Source organism: Albirhodobacter sp. R86504 (assembly GCF_042466415.1).
In the GTDB taxonomy this organism is placed as follows: Bacteria; Pseudomonadota; Alphaproteobacteria; order Rhodobacterales; family Rhodobacteraceae; genus Albirhodobacter.
Genome location: NZ_JAXHCH010000002.1, coordinates 133,748 through 151,321, shown reverse-complemented (window position 1 = coordinate 151,321; position 17,574 = coordinate 133,748). Strand labels below are relative to the sequence as shown.

Sequence of the window (17,574 nt, the reverse complement as noted above, 5' to 3'; positions counted from 1 at the left end):
CCCCCCCCCCTCAACCTCGATGTTTGGTGACCGGAACGCCCGTGTCACACCACCCCGAGCATCTCCCGCAGACGCGGCGCGGCGGGCGCGGCCGACCAGTCGGCGCTGCGCGAGGCAAAGAGCGTCGCTTGCGATGAATGGATCAGAGCATCGGACAAGATCTTCAGGTGGTTTGCATGCAACGTCGCGCCCGATGACGTGATATCGGCAATCGCCTCGGCCGTCAGGTTCTTGATCGTGCCTTCGGTCGCGCCCTGACTATCGACAAGCTGATAATCCGCCACACCCTCACGCGTCAGATACTCGCGCACAAGACGGTGGTATTTCGTGGCGATCCGCAAACGGAACCCATGTGTGCGGCGGAAGGCAGAGGCGGCCGCATCGAGATCTTCGATCGTATCCACATCCGTCCAGCACGTCGGCACCGCCAGAATGAGGTCGGCATGGCCAAAGCCCATCAACGCCAGCTCATCCACTTGGGTCGCCCAATCGGCCAGCTTGTCGCGCACCAAATCGGACCCCGTGACCCCCATATGAATGCGCCCCGCCGCCAGTTCGCGCGGAATTTCTCCCGCAGATAGCAGCACAAGCTCCACCCCGTCGAGCCCTTCAACAGCGCCCGCATACTCACGCTCGTTACCCGTGCGCTTCAACGTCAGGCCACGTTCAGCGAACCATTCGAAGGTTTGCTCCATTAGCCGCCCCTTGGACGGCACACCGAGTTTCAGCGTCATGACAAGCCCCCCAACGCCGCGACAAGCGCCGGACGTATGACCCCGCCAACCGCAGGGATTTCGGCCGGAACGTCAAGCCCCTGCCCCAGCACCTTCGTCAGCGCATCATAGCGCCCACCTGTGGCAACTGGCGGCATGTCATCATGCCCCTTAAACGTGAAGACGAACCCGTCGTAATATTCCATCGTTGTCCGACCGTGGCTGGCTTCAAATCGAACCCCGCCAAGATCAACGCCTTGGGCTTGCAACGCCGCGAGGCGCGCCTCGAACCGTTCAACGGCAGCCTCGGGCAGGCCCAGCGCCCGCAGCTTTGCAGGGGCCTCCAACGCGGGGCACCGCAGCGCGAAAAGCGCATCGAGACGGGCCATATCATGTGCGGCGATCGGCGCGGCCGCCGCATCCTCGCGCAACCGCTCGATCCGCGCCGCGACCTCTGCCTCCGAGCGCAACCCGATCCATGGCATCTCCGACGCCGTACCGCCATCAAGCACCGCTTGACGCGCAGCAGGCATCGGTAGCTGGCCCGCATAACGTTTCAACAAGGCATGGAAACGCTGCGGCCGCCAAATATGACGTAGCAATGCGCGCTTGCGCGCCGGAATCGTATCCAACGCCTCCACCGACGCCGTGAGCAAACCGATATCCCCGATTGTCGCAGTCAGGTTCAGCGGCGCAAGAATACGCGCAAACAAGGCGAAGACCTCTGCATCAGCCGCCTGCGGATTAACCCGGTCAAAGACCTCAAACCCCGCCTGCAAATATTCCGACTGCCGCGCCGCGCCGCGATGATCTTGCTTACGAAACACCTCGCCCAGATAGGCATAGCGCGCAGGCTCGGCGCCCTCGCGCATATGCGTCTGCACGACCGGCACCGTGAAATCAGGCCGCAGCATCATCTCGCCGCGGATCGGATCATGGGTGACAAAGGCGCGGCCGCGAATATCCTCGCCGTAGAGATCCAAAAGCGCCTCGGCGGGTTGCAAGATATCGGCCTCAACCGGCACTGCACCCGCCTCCACAAACTGCGCGAGGATCGTTTGCCCGACAGCTCTCGCAGCCTGCATCAGCCCTGCTCCAACATTTTACGCACTTCGGCCACCAAATCGCCGCGCGAAATTTCGACCTGCGCAGGGCGGGCTTTCCATTCCTCGAGGCTGGCGTTTTCGGCGATCTTCGCGCCCAAAATCAGGTCTTTGAGGATCACTTGCCCCGCATCGCGTTCCGATGACCCTTGGATCACCGCGACAGGGCTTTCGCGTTTATCGGCGTATTTCAATTGGTTACCGAAGTTTTTCGGATTGCCGAGATAGACCTCCGCGCGGATGCCCGCGTTGCGCAGATCGGTGGCCATGGCGAAATAATCGGCCATCCGGTCGCGGTCCATCACGGTGATGACCACGGGGCCTTGCGGCGTTCCCGTGCCGATCCGACCCTTTTCGCGCAACGCCGCCAAAAGGCGATCAACACCAATGGAAACGCCCGTGGCCGGCACCGATTGGCCGGTGAACCGCTTGACCAGATCGTCATACCGCCCGCCGCCCGCGACCGATCCGAATTGCCGTTTGCGGCCCTTCTCGTCAAAGATCTCGAACGTCAGTTCGGCCTCAAACACGGGGCCAGTGTAATAGCCAAGGCCGCGCACCACGGAAGGATCGATGTCGATCCGGTCCGCGCCGTAGCCCTGCGCATCCAACAGCTCGGCGATGGTTTCCAGCTCTTGCACGCCCTCGACACCGATGGCCGAACCGCCCGCCAATTCGCGCAAACGCGCCGCCGTCAACGCGCCCGAGGCCCGTTTGGCAGACATGAAGCCCATCACGATCTCGGCCTGCTCATCCGACAGCCCAGCGCCCTTGGTGAAATCGCCCGAAGCATCCTCGCGCCCCGCGCCCAACAGCGCGCGCACGCCGTCCTCGCCCAAGCGATCCAATTTATCAATCGCGCGCAACACGATACCGCGCTCAGCCTCCCATTTGGCCGGATCGGCCGGGTCCAAAACCCCCGCCACTTCCATCACGCCGTTCAAAACCTTGCGGTTATTCACGCGCACGATGTAATCGGCGCGGTCAATCCCAACCGCCTCCAACGCATCCGACAGCATCGCGCAAATCTCGGCATCCGCCGCCACCGAAGGCGCGCCGACCGTATCCGCATCGCATTGATAGAACTGGCGGAACCGGCCCGGACCGGGCTTCTCGTTACGCCAAACGGGCCCCATCGCATAACGGCGATAGGGTGTGGGCAAATCATTGCGGAACTGCGCGGCCACGCGGGCCAGAGGGGCCGTGAGATCATAGCGCAGCGCGAGCCAGTCGCCCTCTTTGCCGCTGTCAGATTCTTCTTGCCACCCGAAGACACCCGCATTCGGGCGATCCACGTCGGGGAGGAACTTGCCTAAGGCCTCGACGGTCTCGACAGCGGAAGTCTCCAACGGGTCGAACCCGTGACGATGGTAGACCTCGGCAATCGTATCGAGCATTGCCTTGCGTTCAGTCACATCCGTGCCGAAGTAATCGCGGAACCCTTTTGGGGTTTCGGCACGTGGTTTGCGCTGTGGTTTTTCCTTGGCCATATTCGCCTCGCTTATTTCGGGGGGCGGTTGTAATCAGGGGCGGTGTAGCGGAGGATTGACGCGCGAACAAGCGGCCACACCTGCGCGGCCTGTCGCAAAGCGGGCCGATGGGCAACTCGACGCCCTGATCGCACCGCCGCGCGCTAGATTTCTGCGCCCCATGACCAACGCCAGACTTAAAAACGAGACGAATCGCATGTCACAAGAGATCGAAGAACAAATCGCGCATCTCACCCGAACAGTAGACGACCTCTCGGACGTCATTGCCCGCCAGGAACGCGAGATCGCGCGCCTCGCCCGCCGCGTCGGCCTATTGCTGGAACGCGAAGCCGAACGCGAGGCGGATGGCGCGGGAACGATTCCACTCGCCGATCAACGTCCGCCCCACTGGTGACCCCGTGCCGCTTCGCCTGACGCGCCTCCCTGATACGCTCGACATCCCCGCGATTGCGGTGACGGTTCTTATCGGAACGACTGGCGGGTTTGCGGCCCAAGCTGCGCATCTACCGCTGCCGATGTTGCTGGGATCGATGCTCATTGTCGCGGCGCTCGCGCTGGGGCGGGCACAGCTAAAAGGCCGCCCCGTAACCTTCCCCCCCGCGCTGCGCCTCGGGTTTCTGCCTGTGCTCGGCGTGGCGATTGGCGGCGCCTTCTCGCCGGCCGTCTTGCAAGACATGCCGAGTTGGTGGCCGTCGCTGCTTGCTGTGTGCGTGTTTGTCCCGCTTGCGCATATGCTGTCCTACCTCGCGGTCACCCGTTTTGGATCGCTTGATCGCGTCACAGCCTTTTTCGGCTCCGCGCCGGGCGGTCTGATCGAAGCGGTACAAATGGGCGAGGAGCGCGGCGCGAATGTGCCGATGCTGACCATGCTGCAATTCTTGCGGCTGATCCTTACGGTTGTTCTTGTGCCCGTCGCCTTCACCGTGATGACAGGTCACGCGGTCGGTTCCGCCTCAGGCGCGAGCCTGTCGCACTCGGCGCTGACCTTGCATGATCTCCCTTGGCTGATCGCCGCCGGGGCGATCGGCGCATGGCTTGGCAAGCGGTCGAAACTCCCTGCAGGGATGATCGCGGTGCCGATGATCCTATCCTCCGCGCTCCATGCGATGGGCGTTGTCGACGGCGGCCCCCCGCAATGGTTGATCAATGCGGGGCAAATCGCGATTGGTACGTCGCTCGGGGTGCGGTTCAAGGGGATCGGACGCGGAGCATTTGTCACAGCCTTGCGCATGGCGATGATCTCGACAGGGGTATCACTCGCATTGGCGGGGCTATTTGCCGTGACCTTCGCGCAGATCGTCGCCAAACCCATCGGCGCCGTTTTTCTTGCCTTTGCGCCGGGTGGCTTGACGGAGATGTCGCTCATCGCGCTCTCGTTGAATATGAGCGTCGTGTATGTCACCGCACATCATTTGATCCGAATTCTGCTCGCTGTCGTGATGGCGCAACTTCTGGCAAAACGGGTTTTGGGCGCGCCGTAACGGCCTAAGGGCGGTGCGCGCGCAAAACCTCCGGCAAGGCAATCGCGAGGAGTAACGCCGCCGCGGCAGCAAATATCCATGTGCCGATGACACCGAACAGAACAACGCCGCAGACGCCCCCCGCCGCGAATGCGATCAATGTCCAGCTATGCAGCTTCAATTTCGGAAGCACCGCGCGCCGCATCTGCGCGCACCCAACCATCGCTGCGAGTTCAATCCCGACATCCGTTGCCATCCCCGAAACATGCGTGGTGCGAACGCGCGCGCGCGTGATCATCGTGGTGACGGCATTTTGCAATCCCATCACGAAACTCAACGCAATCAGCAAAAGCGCCTCGAACCCGCCCGCGAGCCAGACATGATAGGCCATCGCCAACGCCGCAAGGATCATCGCCTCCACCACAATCGCCAACGCGAAAACTGACCGCAACTGGTATCGTAGCCCCGCCTGCACGCCCAGCGCCGCGCAAGTCGCGCCGGCGATAAACGCCACCACTAAACCCAAGAACGAAAACGCCAGCGCCACCGATCCCTTGGCGAGATAATCGGCAAAGGCGGAGATATTCCCCGTCATATTCGCGGTAAAAAACCCCGCGATCACAAAACCGACCGCATTGAGCGCGCCCGCAATGGACGACAAAAGCCCCGCGATTGCCATATCGATGGCTTCGCTGCGCTCATCGCCTACATGGATCAGCATTTGCGCCCTCATCCCTCAACTGGATCGCGGCGCGAACGCCGCCCATGGCGCAAGCCTAGCGCCCGCGCGAAAGCCTGTCATCCACCTTACGAAAACTCACCCGCAGGCGCGGCGCGTTATACTTCCTCAACCTCGATCACGCCGCGCAAAGACCGCAGCGCGCCCTTGACTTGCGGGTTGATCGGGAAGTCCTGCCCAGCGGACATCTGATACCGCGCGCCACGATCTCGATCAAAAATCATGAACGAAACCGGCCCCTTGGAACGCACCTTGCCTTCCTCCGCCACACGCGTCAGCAACGCGGCGATCGACGGCAAAACAGCGGGTTCCTCCAGATGGATCATCAGGCCGGACGCACCCGCATCCGCCGTCACCGTATCAATCGGCTGCGCCCCGCGCGCGAGCAGCTTCAACGTCTCGCCCTCAAGTGTGGCCTCAACCGTCAAGACAACCGCAGATCCCGGCTCTAAGAATTGTCGCGTGGCCTCCAACGTATCGGAAAACACCGTCACCTCATAAAGACCGGTGGGATCAGATAGCGACACAAAGGCAAACCGGTTGCCCTTGGCAGATTTACGTTCCTGTTTGGCCGAAACCGTTCCGGCCAGTTTGCCAATAAACGCCCCGTTTTCGGCCTTCGCGGCGATCTCAGACAGAGTCATCACCTTCTTGCGCTTGAGCGCGGGCAGATAGTCATCCAACGGATGTCCCGAGAGATAGAAGCCAATCGCCTTATGTTCCTCCGCGAGGCGCTCGGCAGGCAACCAGTCATCCGTATCGGCCATGCGCGGCGGCGGCAGATCGTCGCCCGCCTCACCAAACAGAGACACCTGCGCCGAGACCTTCGCCTCAGCAATCGCGCCCGACCACGCGGCGAGGGAATCCAAGCTCTCGAAAACACGCTTACGATTGGGGTCCAACAAATCAAACGCCCCCGCCCGCGCCAGCATCTCCAACGGACGCTTACCGATCCGCTTGAGATCGCACCGCCGCGCGAAGTCGTGCAAATCACGAAACGGCGTCTCGCGCCCCTCAACATCCCGCGCGGCGACGATCAGCTTCATCGCCTCGAGCCCGACATTCTTCAACGCGCCCAGCGCATAGACCACCTGCCCGTCGCGGACGGTAAAGCTCGCAAGCGACCGGTTGACGCAAGGTGGGATGGTCTTGATCTGTAGGCGATCCACCTCGCGCTTATACACCGCCAGTTTTTCGGTCAGATGCATATCGCAATTCATCACGCCGGCCATGAACTCGACAGGATGGTTCGCCTTCAGCCATGCCGTCTGATACGACACAATCGCATAGGCAGCGGCGTGGGATTTATTGAACCCATAGTTGGCGAATTTTTCCAGAAGATCAAAGACTTCGCCCGCCTTCTTGGCCTCGATCCCGTGCGTTTTCTTCGCGCCTTCGAGGAATTTCGGCCGCTCCTTGGCCATCTCCTCGGCGATCTTCTTCCCCATCGCACGCCGCAGCAAATCCGCGCCCCCGAGGGAATAGCCCCCCATGACCTGCGCGATCTGCATAACCTGTTCTTGGTAAACGATAATTCCCTGAGTCTCCGCCAAAATCGGATCAATCGTCGGATGGAGGGATTCGAGCGGCCGCAGCCCGTGCTTGACCTCGCAATAGACGGGGATGTTCTCCATCGGACCGGGGCGGTACAGCGCGACGAGCGCGACGATATCCTCGATGCAGGTCGGTTTCATGCGCCGCAAGGCGTCCATCATGCCGGTCAATTCAACCTGAAACACCGCGACCGTTTGCGCCTTCGCGTAAAGCTCATAGGTGCGCGCGTCATCAATCGGAATCGCAGAGATATCGACCTCAACCCCGCGCAACCGGATCAAATCGACAGCATTTTGGATCACGGTCAGGGTTTTCAGGCCCAAGAAGTCGAACTTCACCAATCCTGCCTGCTCGACCCATTTCATATTGAACTGTGTCGCGGGCATGTCCGATTTGGGATCTTGATAGAGTGGGACCAGCATATCCAACGGGCGATCCCCGATCACCACACCCGCGGCGTGCGTGGAGGCGTTCCGCAAGAGGCCCTCAACCTGTTGCGCATAGCCCAACAGACGGTCGACGACTTCTTCCTCGCGCGCCGCCTCGCGCAGGCGCGGCTCATCCGCCAGCGCCTTCTCGATGCTGACGGGTTTGACCCCCTCAACGGGAATCATTTTGGATAAGCGGTCAACCTGTCCATAGGACATTTGCAGCACGCGGCCCACATCGCGCACCGCCGCCTTTGACAAAAGCGCGCCGAAGGTGATGATCTGACCGACCTTGTCACGCCCGTATTTCTTTTGAACGTACTGGATCACCTCCTCGCGGCGATCCATGCAAAAGTCGATGTCGAAATCCGGCATCGAAACCCGCTCGGGGTTCAAGAACCGCTCGAACAAAAGGGAATACCGCAGCGGATCAAGATCGGTGATCGTCAAAGCATAAGCCACGAGCGACCCTGCGCCCGATCCACGCCCCGGGCCGACAGGGATGCCCTGATCTTTGCCCCATTTAATGAAATCTGCAACGATCAGGAAATAGCCCGGGAAGCCCATCTGCTCGATAATGCCCAGCTCAAACTCAAGCCGCGCGTTATATTCCTCAACGGGGGCGGCATGCGGAATGACAGCAAGACGCGCCTCCAACCCCGCCCAAGACTGGCGGCGCAGCTCCTCGACCTCGTCATCCGCGAATTTCGGCAAAATCGGCGCGCGCTTATACGCCCCGAAGGCACAACGTTTCGCAATCTCGACCGTGTTGGCCAATGCCTCCGGCAGATCCGCGAACAGCGCCGCCATCTCGTCCGGCGTTTTCAGATAGTGTTGCGGGGTCAAGCGTCGGCGCGGTTGTTGCTGATCGACATAGGCCCCTTCCGCGATGCAGATCAACGCATCATGCGCCTCGTACATCTTGGGATTAGGGAAGTAGACATCATTCGTCGCGACAAGCGGCAAGCCAAGCTCATACGCCCACTCGATGAAACTCTGCTCCGTCGCCTGTTCGCCTTCGGTCGTTTTGCCGCCCTCGCCGGGGTGGCGTTGCAGCTCGACATACAAGCGATCCCCGAAAATCGCCGCGAGATCCTCGAGCAACGCCCGCGCCCGCCCGTGCTGCCCATTCTGGATGAACTTTCCGATCGGCCCTTCCGCCCCGCCCGTCAGGCAGATAATGCCCTCCGAGTATAAAGCCAGCTCGTCGCGGGTGACCTGTACAAGATCGCCGCCCTTATCGATATAAAGGCACGAATTCAGCTTCATCAGGTTTTCATAGCCGCGCTCGTTTTGCGCGAGCAGCACCAAAGGCGCGGGCAGCCGCAGCTTTTCACCGGGCAAGGCAGGATCAAACGCATAAGATACCTGACAGCCCATGATCGGCTGCACGCCTGCGCCCTTTGCGATGACAGAAAACTCAAGCGCGGCGAACATATTGTTACTATCAGTCACCGCCACCGCAGGCATTTTCAATGCCTCGCAGGTCTTGATCAGTTTTTTGACCGGAACCGCCCCTTCTAAAAGGGAGTATTCCGAATGGACGCGGAGATGAATGAATCGGGGATCTGACATAGCCGCAAACTAGCGTGTCTGTCCGCCGCATACAGCCCCAATTCGCGCGACCTTGCGCCATGCGGCGCAAAATCGACATCCCCTCGCGCGCCAAATTTGAAGCCACGCGCGGCGCATACCGCCAAAGTTTTCGCCGCGCGCGGCACTTTACGCCCAAAAATATGGCAAATTTCGTTCAGTTCCGTCACGACTTGCGCTATAAATTCGCAAATCGGGCTTGCCAAACCCGCTATTCCGCGCGTTCAATTGTTTGGACAGGGGGGCACGGTCTACGCCGCATCGACAGCGTCCCCATTTAGAATCTGGTATCGCGGCAGGCTACACCCCATGGAAATTGCGTTCCGGCTCAACGGAGAGGTGCAAAGCGCCAGCGTCACGCCCACGACGACCCTGCTCGATTGGCTGCGCGAAACTCGCGGCCTAACCGGCACCAAAGAGGGCTGCAACGAAGGCGATTGCGGGGCGTGCACCGTGATGTTGGCCGATGATACCGGACGTCGCGCCGTCAATGCCTGCCTTTTGATGCTGCCCCAGATTGCGGGAAAATCCATCACGACGGTCGAAGGGCTCACCACGCCTGCCGGCGATTTGCACCCCGTTCAAGACATGATGATTGAGCATCACGGATCGCAATGCGGGTTTTGCACACCTGGCATCGTGATGGCATTGGCGACAGGTCACGCGAACAAGCGCCGTGACCATGAGGTGGTGCTGGCGGGCAATTTGTGCCGCTGTACGGGCTATGCGCCGATCCTGCGCGCGGCGCGGGCGGCGGAAGACCTGCCATGCGCGCCATGCGGTCAACCGGACGATCCTAACACCGGTTCGGCGATATTCGGCGCGCGCTCGGCGGAAAACGCGCCTCATTTACCCAAAACAAGCGACGATCTTGCCGCACTCTACGCCGCAAACCCCGATGCGACCTTGATTGCGGGGGGCACGGATGTCGGGCTTTGGGTCACGAAATCGCTTCGCGAATTGCCGCATCCGATCTTCTTGGGCCAATGTGACGATCTGCGCGAACTCACCCAGCAAGGCGATACGCTCCGCCTTGGCGCGATGGTCACCGTTGAGGCATTGCGCAACCGTATCGCCGCAACCCATCCCGGATTGCACAAGATGCTCACGCGCTTCGCATCAGATCAAATCCGGCAAATGGCAACGGTGGGCGGGAATATCGCGAATGGCTCCCCGATCGGCGATTTACCACCTGCTCTGATCGCGCTGGGCGCACGGCTGCATCTGCGCCAGCAAGACGCGCGGCGCGAGATGGCGTTGGAAGATTTCTTCGTCGATTACCGCGAACAAGACCGTCGCAAGGGCGAGTTCGTCGAGGCGATTAGCCTTCCCGCCACGGCGCCCGATCTCGCATGCGAGAAACTCTCGAAACGCAAAGATCAGGACATCTCTGCCGTGATGGCTGCGTTTAACATCACCCTGAACGATGGGCAAATCACCGCGGCACGGCTCGCGTTCGGAGGTATGGCGGGGACACCCAAACGGGCACTGGCCGCCGAGGCTGAATTGATCGGCGCACCGATGGATGAGGTCACGATCCGCCGCGCGATGGAGGCTTTAACGCAAGATTTCCAGCCTATGTCCGATATGCGCGCCTCCGCCGCCTACCGGATGCAAGCCGCGCAAAACCTGCTGCTGCGTCATTACTTTGATCGCACGCGCGTTCAGGAGGCCCGCACATGAGCGTCGGAAAACCCCTCCCCCACGATTCCGCGAAAGAGCATGTCACCGGCGCGGCGCGTTATGTGGATGACATTCCAACGCCCGCGAATTGCCTGCATCTCGCATTTGGGCTCTCGGACGTGGCGCATGGCGCAATCTCGTCATTCGATCTCGAAGCCGTGCGCAGCTCCGAAGGCGTAATCAAGGTGATGACCGCCTCGGATCTGCCGTTTGCGAATGATGTCTCCCCTTCCGCGCCGGGCGAACCCCTGCTGGCGGATCATTTCGTCCATTACCTCGGCCAGCCGGTCTTTGTCGTTGCCGCCACCTCGCACCGCGCCGCACGCATCGCCGCCGCCAAGGGCAAGGTCCGCATCCGTCCGCTGCCCGCAATTCTGACCATTGAGGATGCGATGGCCAATGACAGCCGGTTCGAGCAGGTGACATGGGCGCAGGGCGACGCCCCATCCGCCCTTGCCACCGCGCCGCATCTTGTCGAGGGCGAGATGGATGTCGGTGGTCAGGAGCATTTCTACCTCGAAGGGCAAGCGGCACTTGCCCTGCCGGATGAACGGCGGATGGTGATCCACGCCTCCACGCAACACCCCTCCGAAATCCAGCATAAGGTCGCGGATGCGTTGGGGGTGGGGCAGCATGACGTTCAGGTCGTGATGCGACGGATGGGCGGCGGCTTCGGCGGCAAGGAATCGCAAGGCAATGCTCTCGCCGTTGCCTGCGCGGTGATGGCGCAGGTCACGGGCCGCCCATGCAAAATGCGGTATGATCGTGACGATGACATGATGATAACCGGTAAGCGCCACGATCTGCGCATAGAATATCGCGCGGGGTTTGACGAGACCGGCAAGATCCTCGGCGTTCAGTTCAAACACCTGATCCGCTGCGGTTGGGCGCAGGATTTGTCGCTCGCGGTGGCGGATCGCGCGATGCTTCATGCGGCCAATTGCTACGCGATCCCCGCAATTGAGATCGAGAGCCACCGCCTGCGCACCCATACCCAATCGGCCACTGCCTTCCGCGGTTTTGGCGGGCCCCAAGGGATGATCGGGATCGAGCGCGTGATGGAACACGCGGCACATCACTTGGGGATCGCGCCCGATGACATCCGCGCCCGCAACTTCATGCGTGAAGGCGACACCACCCATTACGGACAAGTTGTCGACGGGTTCATCGTCCCGCAGATCTGGGATCGCCTGCGCGCAGATCTTCCGGCCCGCGAAGCCGACATTGCGACATGGAACACCGCCAATCCGGGACGACGCCGCGCCCTCGCGATGACACCGGTGATGTTCGGCATCTCCTTCACCCTCACCCACCTCAATCAAGCTGGCGCTTTGGTGAACCTCTACGCGGATGGTACGGTTGTCCTATCGCATGGCGGCGCGGAAATGGGGCAAGGCCTGCATCAAAAAATCGTTCAAATCGCCGCGCAGAGCTTTGGGATTCTGACCGATGATGTGCGCATCACCGCCTCGGATACGACCAAAGTTCCCAATACCTCCGCGACGGCCGCCTCCTCCGGCGCGGATATGAACGGGATGGCGGTAAAAATCGCATGTGACACGATCAAATCACGCATCGCGGCGCATCTCGCGCTCAAGGCAGGGTGCGAGCCCAAAGACGTGCACTTCCGCGATGGAAAAGTCATCGCTGGCGACGTGATCGTATCGTTTAAGGATGCTGCGAAATCTGCTTACGAGGCGCGCGTCTCGCTCTCCTCAACAGGTTTCTATGCCACGCCTGAAATCTCATGGGACCGGAAGCTGGGCCGTGGCCGCCCGTTCTACTATTACGCCTACGGCGCGGCGGTGACCGAGGTCGAGCTCGACACCCTCACCGGCGAGGCCACCATCTTGCGCGCCGATATTTTGCATGATGCCGGCACGTCGCTGAACCCTGCAATCGACCGCGGCCAGATTGAAGGCGGCTATGTGCAGGGCGCGGGCTGGCTGACGACCGAGGAACTTGTCTGGGATAATGAGGGGCGGCTGCGCACCCATGCGCCTTCGACTTACAAGATACCCGCCGTCACCGACGCTCCGCCGGTCTTCAACGTTGATTTATGGGACGGCGAAAGCCCTGTGCCGACCGTATTTCGATCAAAAGCCGTGGGCGAGCCGCCCTTCATGCTGGCCATCTCGGTTTGGGCGGCCCTCTCGCGGGCCTGCACGGGCGTGAATTGGCCTGATCTGCCAGCCCCCGCCACGGCCGAGGCCCTGCTTTGGGCCTACCAACGCGGTTTTGAGGCGGCCGAATGACTACCTGCATCCGCATCCTGATCGTGGAGGGCAAAGGCTCACTTCCGCGGCCTGCGGGCGTGTCGATGTTGGTGTACCCCGCGCTTATCGAAGGCACGATCGGCGGTGGCGCGATGGAATGGGAAATGATGCGTGAGGCGCGCGCGATGATCGCCGCGCGCGCGACATCGGGTCGCGTGATGCGCCTCGCGCTTGGGCCGCAGCTCGGTCAGTGCTGCGGGGGGCATGTCACGATGCTGCTGGAACCTTGGTCCGGCGAGGCCCCGAACCTGCGCCCCGTTTTGGCGGAAGCGGGCAGCGAGCCGCCCGCCCCCCTGAAACGGCTCGCGATGAAATTACGGACAGGGCAGGCCGCCAATCGCGTGCCAAAAATGGAGGGCGGCTGGCTGTTCGAGCCGCCGATGCCCACGCGCGCACCGGTTTGGGTCTGGGGCGCAGGGCATGTCGGGCGGGCGGTTGTCGATGTGCTCGCACCATTACCCGATTGCGCGTTGACGTGGATCGACTTTGCACGGGACCGTTTCCCTGATCACATTGCGCAGGATGTGGATCTTTTGATCGCCTCCGATCCTGCCTCCTTGATCACCCATGCGCCGCGCTCCGCCCATCACCTGATTCTTACCCATTCACATGCGCTGGATTTGGCGCTGTGCCACGGCCTCTTGACGCATGGTCACGCGAGTATCGGGCTTATCGGCGCGCAGACCAAAGCCAATCGTTTCCGCACGCGGTTGAGGGAATTGGGGCATTCAAGCGCCCAAATTTCCAGCATTGCCTGCCCAATAGGCGACGTAACGCTCGGAAAACACCCGCAAGCCATTGCGATAGGCATTGCGGGCGGGCTAGTCAGGGAACTCAATCGCGCCAAGGTGCCGCCCAAGACAAAGGAATTCGCAGGGTGACCGGAACTGGATCAGATCCCCAAGGGGCCACCGCTACCGCCGCACAAGCGCCCATGCTGCTTGCTGTCGACGGGCTCACGAAATCCTATCCGGGTGTGCGGGCAAATGACGCGATCAGCTTTGGTGTGCGCGCGGGCGAAATCCACGCGCTGCTGGGTGAGAATGGCGCGGGAAAATCGACGCTTGTGAAAACGATCTACGGGTTGGTGCGCGCGGATTCGGGCACGATGCAAATGTCGGGCACGCCCTACACCCCTGACGAGCCGCGCGCCGCACGCGCTGCGGGCGTTGCGATGGTCTTCCAACATTTTTCGCTGTTCGAGGCGATGACCGTCGCGGAAAACGTGGCGCTCGGGATGGAAAATCCGCCAGCGATGCGCAGCCTTGCCGCGAAGATCACCGAAGTCAGCAAGGCCTACGGCCTCCCCCTGTCTCCTGACCGCATCGTGGGCGATTTGTCTGCCGGCGAACGCCAGCGCGTCGAGATCATCCGCTGCTTGCTGCAAGACCCTAAATTGCTCATCATGGACGAACCGACATCGGTTCTCACGCCGCAAGAAGTCGATATCTTGTTCGCCACGCTCCGCCAATTATCGCGGGAGGGCACGGCCATTCTCTATATCTCGCACAAGCTGGAGGAAATCCGCAGCCTGTGCGAAAGCGCAACCATCCTGCGGGGCGGCAAAGTTGTCGGCACATGCGACCCCAAAGCCCGCTCCGCGCGCGAGATGGCGGAACTGATGGTCGGGGCCGCGTTGCATCAGACGCGCCGCGCTGAACGTCACCAAGGCGATACTTTACTGACGGTGACGGGGCTTTGCCTACCGCCCGCATCGGCCTTCGGTCCGGCGCTGCGCGACATCGATTTTCGGCTGAACGCCGGCGAAATTCTCGGCATTGGCGGCGTGGCGGGGAACGGTCAGGAGGAACTGCTCGCAGCCCTCGCAGGCGAACGCGTCAGCGCGAAGGGGAGCATCCAGATCGGCGGGACAGATGTCTCGCAGCTTGGCCCCGAGGCGCGCCGCCAGATTGGTATTCTCTCCGCGCCGGAAGAACGGCTGGGCCATGCCGCAGTGCCTGACATGTCTCTGACAGAAAACGCGATTCTAACCGGAACGACGCGTAAATCGCTCGCGCGTCGCGGATTTATCAATTTTAACAGCGCGACGGCTTTTGCGCGCGACGTGATTGCGAAATTCGATGTCCGCACCCCCGGGCCGGAGGCCGCAGCCCGCGCACTTTCGGGTGGAAACTTGCAGAAATTCGTCATCGGGCGCGAGATTTTGCAAGCTCCACGCGTTTTGATCGTGAACCAGCCGACATGGGGCGTTGACGCCAGCGCAGCCGCCGCGATCCGGCAAGCGTTGATGGATCTTGCCGCGACGGGTGCAGGGGTGATTGTGATCAGTCAGGATCTCGACGAGCTTTTGGAAGTAGCCGACCGGTTCGCCGCACTCAATGACGGGCGCCTGACGCAACCACGGTCGACGTTCGGACTATCGATCGACGAGATTGGCTTGATGCTGGGCGGCGCGCACGGAATGCACGAGCCCGAGAGGGATGCCGCCAGCCTTATCCCAACGGAGGCGTCGCAATGATCCGCCTGATCCGGCGCAGTGCGCCCTCAAAAACTTTGGTTTATCTGACTCCTGTCTTGGCGGTCATGGCGACGATGATCGCGGGCGGCGCATTGTTTGGCGCGATGGGCAAAGACCCGTTCGAGGCGATCCGCACGATCTTCTGGGATCCGATATTCGGGCAAATGGGCGGGTATTACCGCGGCCAGCTTCTTGTAAAGGCAGGGCCGTTGATCCTGATCGCGGCGGGTCTTTCTGTGGGGTTCCGCGCAGGTGTGTGGAATATCGGCGCGGAAGGACAGTTCATCATCGGGGCACTGTGCGGTGGCGCGGTCGGTCTTGCGGCCTACCCTGCCGAGAGCCCTCTCATCTTCCCTGCGATGGTGATTGCGGGCGCAGCGGGCGGCTATTTGTGGGGCATGATCCCCGCCGTCCTCAAAAACCGCTTTGGCACGAGCGAGATTCTCGTGTCGCTGATGCTGGTTTATGTGGCGATAAACCTGCTGTTTTTCATGTCCTACGGGCCGCTCAAAAACCCTGAGGGCTACGGGTTCCCCGGATCTCGTAACCTCGCGCAATATCCCTCCGCCGCAAACCCCGAATTGATCGCCGGAACCGGCATTCATTGGGGCGTCATTGCGGCGCTGGCTTCGGTCACGGGCGTGTATGTTTTGATGCACCGGCATTTGCTCGGGTTCAAAATCCGCGTTGCCGGCGCCGCCCCCAAAGCGGCACGGTTCGCGGGCGTCGTGCCTGCGCGGCTGGTGTCGTTATGTCTTGGCCTCTCAGGCGCTCTGGCGGGTCTCGCGGGTGTGTTTGAGCTGTCAGGGCCGGTCGGGCAAATCACTGATAGCTTCTCGGTCGGGTACGGGTTTACTGCGATCATCGTGGCCTTCCTTGGCCGCCTGCATCCCGTCGGGATCGTCGCCGCGGGGCTATTAATGGCGCTGACATACATCGGTGGAGATCTCGCGCAGCTCACTTTGCAGATGCCTGCCGCCGCGATTCAGGTGTTCCAAGGGATGCTTTTGTTCTTTTTGTTGGGGTTTGATGTGATGGTGCATCACCGGATCGGGAGGGCGCGCTAATGCTCGGCGGGATTGATATTGTTGCGCTGATCGCCACGCTCATGGTCGCATCGACGCCGGTGTTGCTGGCGGCAACGGGCGAGTTGGTCGCGGAGAAATCCGGCGTTCTGAACCTTGGCGTTGAAGGCATGATGATCGTGGGGGCCGTTGCGGGATTTTGGGCCGCTGTGGCCACAGGCTCACCACTCGCTGGCTTTGCGATGGCGGCGGTTGCGGGGGCCCTGATGGCGATGATTTTCGCCTTCCTGACGCAAGTCCTCTTATCCAACCAAACGGCGACAGGCCTCGCGCTGACGCTATTCGGTCTCGGCCTTTCGGCGCTGCTGGGGCAAAGCCTGCAAGGCGTGCGCCCTCCCCCAACACCGAAGCTGGATTTTGGGTTCCTGTCAGATCTGCCGGTTCTCGGACGCATCGTATTTTCGCATGATGCGATGCTCTATCTGTCTTTAATCATGGTTGCGGTGGTTTGGTTTGTCCTTAACCGCACTCGGGCAGGCTTGATTTTACGCGCAGTCGGGGAAAGCCACGAGGCCGCGCATGCATTGGGCTATCCGGTGGTGCGCGTCCGTGTGCTTGCCTTGATGTTTGGTGGCGCATTCGCAGGGCTTGGCGGCGCCTACCTCAGCCTGATCCGTGTACCGCAATGGACCGAAGGCATGACGGCGGGCGTCGGCTGGATCGCTCTGGCGGTCGTCGTCTTCGCAAGCTGGCGCCCCGAGCGCGTTTTGTTTGGCGCCTATCTGTTTGGCGGAGTTGGTGCGTTGCAACTGCAACTCCAAGCCGCGAATTACCCCATTCCGGTGCATCTTTTGTCGATGGCCCCCTATGTCACGACGATCGTTGTTTTGGTGTTGATCTCCGCGCTGCACAAACGCGGCGTTCAGGCCGCGCCTGCCGATTTGGGTAAGGTTTTCCACGCCTCAACCTGAGGCCGGATCACAGGCCTCACGTTGAGGCTTGATCGTATGCCTCTGCTGGGGCCAATTAAG

Annotated in this window: 13 protein-coding genes; 8 read left to right on the top strand and 5 right to left on the bottom strand. The window is 61.4% G+C overall.

What is annotated here, in order from left to right; translation table 11 throughout:
* Positions 1–44: 44 nt before the first annotated feature.
* From hisG to hisS, 3 genes are read right to left on the bottom strand one after another with little or no spacing between them, the layout of a single operon-like run.
* Complete coding sequence (gene hisG, locus SJY32_RS02785; protein ID WP_376871335.1) at positions 45–734, bottom strand: ATP phosphoribosyltransferase; 690 nt, start codon at positions 732–734, stop codon at positions 45–47.
* Positions 731–1,798: an ATP phosphoribosyltransferase regulatory subunit gene (locus SJY32_RS02780; RefSeq protein WP_376871333.1), complete on the bottom strand. Its 1,068-nt coding sequence runs from the start codon at positions 1,796–1,798 to the stop codon at positions 731–733. The genes hisG and SJY32_RS02780 overlap by 4 nt, the downstream gene beginning before the upstream one ends.
* Positions 1,798–3,306: a histidine--tRNA ligase gene (hisS, locus tag SJY32_RS02775; protein ID WP_376871331.1), complete on the bottom strand. Its 1,509-nt coding sequence runs from the start codon at positions 3,304–3,306 to the stop codon at positions 1,798–1,800. The genes SJY32_RS02780 and hisS overlap by 1 nt, the downstream gene beginning before the upstream one ends.
* Before the next feature lie 196 nt (positions 3,307–3,502).
* On the opposite strand from hisS, the gene SJY32_RS02770 reads away from it, so the two are divergent.
* Both SJY32_RS02770 and SJY32_RS02765 read left to right on the top strand, forming a co-directional pair.
* Positions 3,503–3,700: a SlyX family protein gene (locus tag SJY32_RS02770; protein WP_376871329.1), complete on the top strand. Its 198-nt coding sequence runs from the start codon at positions 3,503–3,505 to the stop codon at positions 3,698–3,700.
* A complete protein-coding gene (locus SJY32_RS02765) occupies positions 3,651–4,787 on the top strand; it encodes an AbrB family transcriptional regulator (RefSeq protein ID WP_376871327.1) in 1,137 nt (378 codons plus the stop codon). The genes SJY32_RS02770 and SJY32_RS02765 overlap by 50 nt, the downstream gene beginning before the upstream one ends.
* A gap of 4 nt (positions 4,788–4,791) precedes the next feature.
* Here SJY32_RS02765 and SJY32_RS02760 read toward each other — a convergent pair whose 3' ends face one another.
* Entirely contained in the window at positions 4,792–5,487 is a 696-nt protein-coding gene (locus SJY32_RS02760) for a YoaK family protein (protein WP_376871325.1), read from the bottom strand.
* Positions 5,488–5,603: 116 nt separating this feature from the next.
* On the bottom strand, positions 5,604–9,062 hold the full coding sequence (gene dnaE / locus SJY32_RS02755) for a DNA polymerase III subunit alpha (protein ID WP_376871322.1): 3,459 nt from the start codon (positions 9,060–9,062) through the stop codon (positions 5,604–5,606).
* A 327-nt stretch (positions 9,063–9,389) separates the two neighbouring features.
* Between dnaE and xdhA the strand changes: the two genes are divergently transcribed.
* Genes xdhA through SJY32_RS02725 form a run of 6 tightly spaced genes read left to right on the top strand, consistent with a single transcriptional unit; the run spans position 9,390 to position 17,514 of the window.
* Positions 9,390–10,763 (top strand): xanthine dehydrogenase small subunit, encoded by a 1,374-nt coding sequence (gene xdhA / locus SJY32_RS02750; protein WP_376871319.1) that lies wholly within the window; start codon positions 9,390–9,392, stop codon positions 10,761–10,763.
* Positions 10,760–13,018 (top strand): xanthine dehydrogenase molybdopterin binding subunit, encoded by a 2,259-nt coding sequence (xdhB, locus tag SJY32_RS02745; RefSeq protein ID WP_376871317.1) that lies wholly within the window; start codon positions 10,760–10,762, stop codon positions 13,016–13,018. The genes xdhA and xdhB overlap by 4 nt, the downstream gene beginning before the upstream one ends.
* Positions 13,015–13,920, top strand: coding sequence for a xanthine dehydrogenase accessory protein XdhC (gene xdhC / locus SJY32_RS02740; protein ID WP_376871315.1), 906 nt, complete (start codon positions 13,015–13,017; stop codon positions 13,918–13,920). The genes xdhB and xdhC overlap by 4 nt, the downstream gene beginning before the upstream one ends.
* Before the next feature lie 53 nt (positions 13,921–13,973).
* Positions 13,974–15,518 (top strand): ABC transporter ATP-binding protein, encoded by a 1,545-nt coding sequence (locus SJY32_RS02735; protein ID WP_376877533.1) that lies wholly within the window; start codon positions 13,974–13,976, stop codon positions 15,516–15,518.
* Positions 15,515–16,585 (top strand): ABC transporter permease, encoded by a 1,071-nt coding sequence (locus SJY32_RS02730; protein ID WP_376871313.1) that lies wholly within the window; start codon positions 15,515–15,517, stop codon positions 16,583–16,585. The genes SJY32_RS02735 and SJY32_RS02730 overlap by 4 nt, the downstream gene beginning before the upstream one ends.
* On the top strand, positions 16,585–17,514 hold the full coding sequence (locus SJY32_RS02725; protein ID WP_376871310.1) for an ABC transporter permease: 930 nt from the start codon (positions 16,585–16,587) through the stop codon (positions 17,512–17,514). The genes SJY32_RS02730 and SJY32_RS02725 overlap by 1 nt, the downstream gene beginning before the upstream one ends.
* Positions 17,515–17,574: the final 60 nt, after the last annotated feature.